At 73.1% G+C, this 3,547-nt stretch carries 5 protein-coding genes; 1 reads left to right on the top strand and 4 read right to left on the bottom strand.

Going from position 1 to position 3,547, the window contains the following annotated elements:
- The coding region (locus AC30N0_RS06450; protein WP_489517102.1) for a helicase-related protein at positions 1-746 on the top strand (746 nt) is incomplete at its 5' end.
- Positions 747-770: 24 nt separating this feature from the next.
- Here the strand turns inward: AC30N0_RS06450 and AC30N0_RS06455 are convergent.
- The 4 genes from AC30N0_RS06455 to AC30N0_RS06470 all read right to left on the bottom strand — a co-directional run.
- Positions 771-1,652, bottom strand: a complete 882-nt coding sequence (locus AC30N0_RS06455; protein ID WP_489517103.1) for a transglutaminase family protein — start codon at positions 1,650-1,652, stop codon at positions 771-773.
- 20 nt (positions 1,653-1,672) lie between these two features.
- The gene (locus AC30N0_RS06460; RefSeq protein ID WP_489517104.1) at positions 1,673-2,020 is read right to left on the bottom strand and encodes an FKBP-type peptidyl-prolyl cis-trans isomerase; all 348 of its coding nucleotides are present in this window, start codon (positions 2,018-2,020) and stop codon (positions 1,673-1,675) included.
- 103 nt (positions 2,021-2,123) lie between these two features.
- A complete protein-coding gene (gene gluQRS / locus AC30N0_RS06465) occupies positions 2,124-3,053 on the bottom strand; it encodes a tRNA glutamyl-Q(34) synthetase GluQRS (RefSeq protein ID WP_489517105.1) in 930 nt (309 codons plus the stop codon).
- 4 nt (positions 3,054-3,057) lie between these two features.
- A partial coding sequence (locus tag AC30N0_RS06470; RefSeq protein WP_489517106.1) for a LysR substrate-binding domain-containing protein occupies positions 3,058-3,547 on the bottom strand: 490 nt, incomplete at its 5' end.

A 3,547-nucleotide genomic window follows, 5' to 3' on the forward strand; every position in this document is an offset into this window, starting at 1 on the left:
AGCAGCGGCTGCACTGGGCCGACCACTTCGCGCACAAGAACGCGTTGCTCGACCACATCCTGACGCAGCGCGAGGTCGACCAGGCCCTGGTCTTCACGAGCACCCAGATCGATGCCGACCGGCTCGCCGACCGGCTCGCCGAGCTCGGCCACTCGGTCGCCGCGCTGCACGGCGGCATGCCGCAGGGCCGGCGCAACCGCGTGCTGCAGGGGCTGCGTTCCGGGCAGCTGCGCGTGCTCGTCGCAACCGACGTCGCCGCCCGCGGCATCGACGTGCGGACGATCAGCCACGTCATCAACTACGGCCTGCCGATGAAGCCGGAGGACTACGTGCACCGCATCGGCCGCACCGGTCGGGCTGGCCGTGACGGCCTGGCGCTGACGATCGCCGAGCGCAAGGACGCGGGCATGATGCGCCGCATCCAGCAGTTCACGACGCAGCAGATCCCGGTCGCCACCATCGCCGGCCTCGAGCCGACGGGGCCGCAGCCGAAGCTCTTCGCGAACTCGGGCGCACCGGCCGGGCGCCACGTGCCGGCGGGCCGCGGCCCGCGTCACGAGGTGCGCCGGCCGCACGAGCATCGCGGCGGCGAGTTCGCCGCTCGTGCCGAGCCGCGTCGCAACCCCTTCGACCGTGCCCTGCCGCGCCGCGACGAGCGCGGCCCCGCCGCGGCTCGACCGGGAACCGGCGCCTTCAAGGGTCGGCCCAAGCCGCAGCGTGCCCGCCCGGGCGGGTTCGCCCGCTGAGACCGCGCTGAGCGGGTTCGCCCGCTAGCGTCTCTGCACGGTCACCTGGACCGTCATGCCGAGGTAGTCGCCGGTCTGCCCGAACCAGCTGCCGGAGATCGGCGCCGCCTGCGAGGGATCGCGGGCGACGCCGACGCGGATCAGCTGCGTTCCCCCGAGCAGGTTGTTGGTCGGATCGAAGGGCACCCAGCCCGCGCCCGGCAGGTAGGCCTGCAGCCAGGCATGGGTGAAGCCTGCGCCCTGGGTGCCGTTGCCCGGCCCGCCGTCGAGCGCCGGGTCGTACAGGTAGCCCGACACGAATCGCGTCGCGAAGCCGAGGCGGCGCGCCGCCTCCATCATGAGCAGTGCGAAGTCGCGGCACGAGCCGCTGCCGGCGTCGAGCGTCTGCTGCGGCGTCTGCGTGCCTTCCTCGTCGCGCTCCGCGTAGCGCAGCTCGTTGCGGATGTGCTGGTTCATCGCCACGAGCAGGTCGCGCGATCCGGTCGGGCCGTCGGTGCGGATGAACTGGCGCGCCCACGCCGTGAGGCGCCCGTTCGCGTCTTCGTGGTAGGGCCGCAGGTAGTGCTCGAGGTCGTAGCGCTCCTCGAGCGTGTAGGCGAAGGGATAGAGCTCCGCGCTTGGCGAGAGCGGCAGCTCCAGGTTGTTGCTGTGCGCGTGCTCGATGCCGAACTTGCAGACGATCTCCAGCGTGTCGGCCGGCGCGAGCGGCTGGACCAGCGCCACCGAGTTCGACAGCGGGTCCTGGATCATCCGCACCGACGCGTCGGGGCTCACGTCGAGCGCCGTCGAAAGGACGCGCTGGTCGTGGCTGTCGCGCGGCCGGAACATCACGCGGTGCTCGCCGAAGCGCACCGGCTGACGGTAGCGATACACCGTCGTGTGCGTGATGTTGTAGCGAACGGGCATGGAAACGTGCCTGGCCGGGATCAGGCGCGCAGCAGCTCGACCTCGAATATCAGGGTGGCGTTGGGCGGGATCACCCCACCGGCGCCGCGCACGCCGTAGCCGAGCGCCGGCGGGATGACGAGGATCCGGGTGCCCCCTTCCTGCATACCCTGCACGCCCTCGTCCCAGCCGCGGATCACGCTGCCGCCGCCGAGATCGAACTCGAAGGGATCGTTGCGGTCCTTGCTCGAGTCGAACTTGGCGCCTTTGACGCCGCTTTCGTAGAGCCAGCCGGTGTAGTGGACGGACACGAGCCGGCCCGCTTCGGCGAGCTTTCCGTTTCCGGGAACGGTGTCTTCGAACTGGAGCCCGGAGGCGGTCGTTTGCATGGAGGTGCTTTCGCTGAGGTGGAGGGAGCAGGCGCCGGATCGACCGGTAGGGAGGGCGGCATGATGCCAGCCGGGCGGGAAAAGCCGCGTGCCCGCGCCGGCTTCAGGCCCGCACGGCCCTTCGCCAGGCGTCGACGGCACCGGCCAGCCATGCAGCAAGCCGGGTGCCATCGGGCGCGATGCCGAGCACCGCGGCGGCGTCGCGCAGGGCCGTCAGGGGCGAGCCCAGGTCGAGCGGGGGCGCGCCGTTCTGCTTCGACAGTTTCTCCCCGTCGGGGCCCAGGACTACCGGCGTGTGCAGGTACATGGGCTCGAGCAAGCCGAGACGGCGTTGCAGCAGGATCTGCCGGGCCGTGCTGCCTGCCAGGTCCTCGCCGCGCACCACGTCGGTGATGCCCTGCTCGCCATCGTCGACCACCACCGCCAGCTGGTAGGCCCACAGCCCGTCGGCGCGGCGCAGGACGAAGTCGCCGATCGCGCCGGCGACGTCCTGGCGCTGGCGCCCGAGTCGGCGGTCGGTCCACTCGACCACGGCAGCACCGTCGCCGTAGGCCGCCGGTCCCGAGGCCTGCGTCAGCAGGCGGATCGAGCGCCGCGGCTTGCCATGCAGCCCGCCGCGGCAGGTCCCCGGGTAGCGGAGCTCTTCGTTGCGCCCCGGCAGCGGGTAGCCGGCCGCGGCCGCCGCGACGGCGAGGTCGCGCCGGCTGCAGCCGCAGGGATACGCCCCACCCGAGCCGAGCAGGCGCTGCAGGGCTGTTTCGTAGAGAGCCGTCCGTTGCGACTGGAACACGACCTGTCCGTCCGGGCGCAAGCCGCAACGGTCGAGCTGACCGAGGATGACCTCCGCCGCACCGGCGGCGTTGCGCGGCGTGTCGATGTCCTCGATGCGGACGAGCCAGCGGCCGCCGTGCGCCCGCGCGTCGAGCCAGGAGGCGAGGGCGGCGACCAGCGAGCCGGCGTGCAGCGGCCCGGTCGGCGAGGGTGCGAAGCGGCCGACATAAGGCACGCCGCCTGGCTCGGTGCGGTGCGCCATGGCGTCAGCGGTCGGCGGCTTGCACGGTGACGCGATGCGCGCCGCTGCCGGCCCGGTCACCATGCCGCTCGAGCAGGCCCCGCCGCGTCGCCGGCGTCTCCAGGCGGTCGAGCCACCATCGCAGCGCCAGCCCGGCCTGCGGCTTGCGCCCGGGGCTGGCCCGGCCGGCGACGGGCTGGCGCCACGCATAGCCGAGCCGGGCCGCCGCGCGCTGGCGCTCGACCGCCTTGACGACAAGACGGCCGGCGGCGACGTGGTCGCGCGTCGCCGGTTCCGGAACGAAGCCGCAACCGAGGCCGCGCAGCTGGGCATCGATCTTGGCCCGCATGTCGCTCACCGTCAGCACGTCCTGCCCGGGCAGCAGGCTCAGCGTGATCGGCGCCAGCCGGTGCGCGGAGTCGGCCACCGCGACGGCTCGGTGGCTGACGAGCTCGGCGTCGCCGATCGGCGCCGTCGCGGCGGCCAGCGGATGGTGCGGGGCCACGGCGAAGACG

Origin of the sequence: Rhizobacter sp. (genome assembly GCF_031412495.1) — a bacterium.
Classification (GTDB): Bacteria; Pseudomonadota; Gammaproteobacteria; order Burkholderiales; family Burkholderiaceae_C; genus Schlegelella_A.

What these genes read in the sequence shown, in the direction of transcription:
- AC30N0_RS06455 (WP_489517103.1), bottom strand. Translation starts at nt 1,652, where the DNA reads ATGCCCGTTCGCTACAACATCACGCACACGACGGTGTATCGCTACCGT.
- gluQRS (WP_489517105.1), bottom strand. Translation starts at nt 3,053, where the DNA reads ATGGCGCACCGCACCGAGCCAGGCGGCGTGCCTTATGTCGGCCGCTTC.
- AC30N0_RS06460 (WP_489517104.1), bottom strand. Translation starts at nt 2,020, where the DNA reads ATGCAAACGACCGCCTCCGGGCTCCAGTTCGAAGACACCGTTCCCGGA.